This window comes from Massilia sp. CT11-108, from assembly GCF_047302915.1.
Classification (GTDB): Bacteria; Pseudomonadota; Gammaproteobacteria; order Burkholderiales; family Burkholderiaceae_D; genus Telluria; species Telluria orientalis.
This window is the reverse complement of the sequence record NZ_JBKYMO010000842.1, coordinates 1-1,556: the sequence shown is the minus strand read 5'-3', so window position 1 is coordinate 1,556 and position 1,556 is coordinate 1. Positions and strand designations below refer to the sequence as shown.

Annotated in this window: 1 protein-coding gene; it reads right to left on the bottom strand. The window is 70.3% G+C overall.

The window, feature by feature from the left end:
* On the bottom strand, positions 1–1,556 hold a 1,556-nt coding region (locus ACEN88_RS31300; RefSeq protein WP_413346003.1), incomplete at both ends, for an ATP-binding protein.

Genomic DNA, 1,556 nt, shown 5'->3' with positions numbered 1-1,556 from the left:
GTGCGCCACGGCCGCCGCCCGGGCCGGCTCCTGCGCCACCAGCGCGCGGTCGATCTCGTGCATGCCGTCGCGGGCCGTGTCCAGGAACAGGAACGCGTATTTGCGCATGCACTCCGGCTGGCCGCCGAACGCATCGGACAGCACGCCCAGGTCGAGCAGCGTGACCACCCTCGGGGCATCCGGGACGTCCGGCAGCTGTACGCCGCGGCCGAGCGCACGCGCGATCGTCGCAATCAGCATCTCGGGCGCCGCCGGCTTCGTCAGGAATTCATCCATGCCGGCCGCCAGGCAGCGGGCCTGGTCCTCGATCCCGGCATTCGCCGTCATCGCGATCACTTTCAGGCCGGCCAGCCGGGCATCCGCGCGGATGCGGCGCGTGGCCTCGAAGCCGTCCATCACGGGCATCTGCAGGTCCATCAGGACGCAGTCGACAGGCCCTTCCGCCAGCCGGTCCAACGCCTGGGCGCCATCGTCCGCGACGACGACGCGCGCGCCGGCATCCTCCAGCAGCTCGCGCGCCACCAGCTGGTTGAACGCATTGTCCTCGACGAGCAGGACCGTGCAGCCGGCCAGAACCCCCGGTTCCGACGGCGGCGCCGGCGCCGCGGGACGCGGGGCCGTCAACGGCTGCAGGCGCGCCGTGAACCAGAACGTGCTGCCCTGCCCCGGTACGCTCGTCGCGCCGACCTCGCCGCCCATCAACTCCGCCAGCTGCTTGCTGATGACGAGGCCCAGGCCCGTGCCGCCGTGCACGCGCGTCGACGACGGGTCGGCCTGGTGGAACGGCGTGAACAGCTGCGCCAGGTCGTCCGCCGCGATGCCGATGCCGTGATCCTCGACCTCGAAGCGCACGAGCACGTCGCCCCCCACCGTCCGTTCGACGCGGGCCCGCACCTGGATGGTGCCGTGATCGGAAAACTTGATGGCGTTGCCGACAAAATTCAGCAGCACCTGTTCCAGCCGCAGCGGATCGCCGCGGACGGGCCACTTCAGCTCGGGCGCCACGTCGAACACGAGTTCGAGGCCGCGCGCCGACGCCTGCGCGCCCAACTGGCTCTCGACGTTGCGCTTCAGCGCGTCGAACGTGAAGTCGCGCAGTTCCAGCTCGACCTTGCCGGCCTCGATCTTGGAAAAGTCGAGGATGTGGTTGATGATGCCCAGCAGGTGCTGCGCCGAATGCTGGATCTTGCCCAGGTAGTCGCGCTGCTTCGGGTCTTCCGCGCGCTTCCCGGCCAGGTAGGCCATGCCGATGATGCTGTTCATCGGCGTGCGGATCTCGTGGCTCATGTTGGACAGGAAGTCGCTCTTGGCGCGGCTCGCCGCGTCGGCCTGCGCCTTCAGCGCGTGCAGTTCCGTCACGTCCGTCGACACGCACAGCACCGCCCCGGCGTCGCCATCGCCGGCGAAGCGCACGGGCACCTTCACGCTCCACAACTGGCGCGGGACGCCGTCGCTGCCGGCAAAGGCGTTCTGCACCGCGCGCTTTTCGCCCAGTTCCAGCACGGGCCGGTCCAGCGCCCACAGCGCGTCGGCCTGCCGGCGCACGAGATCGTGGG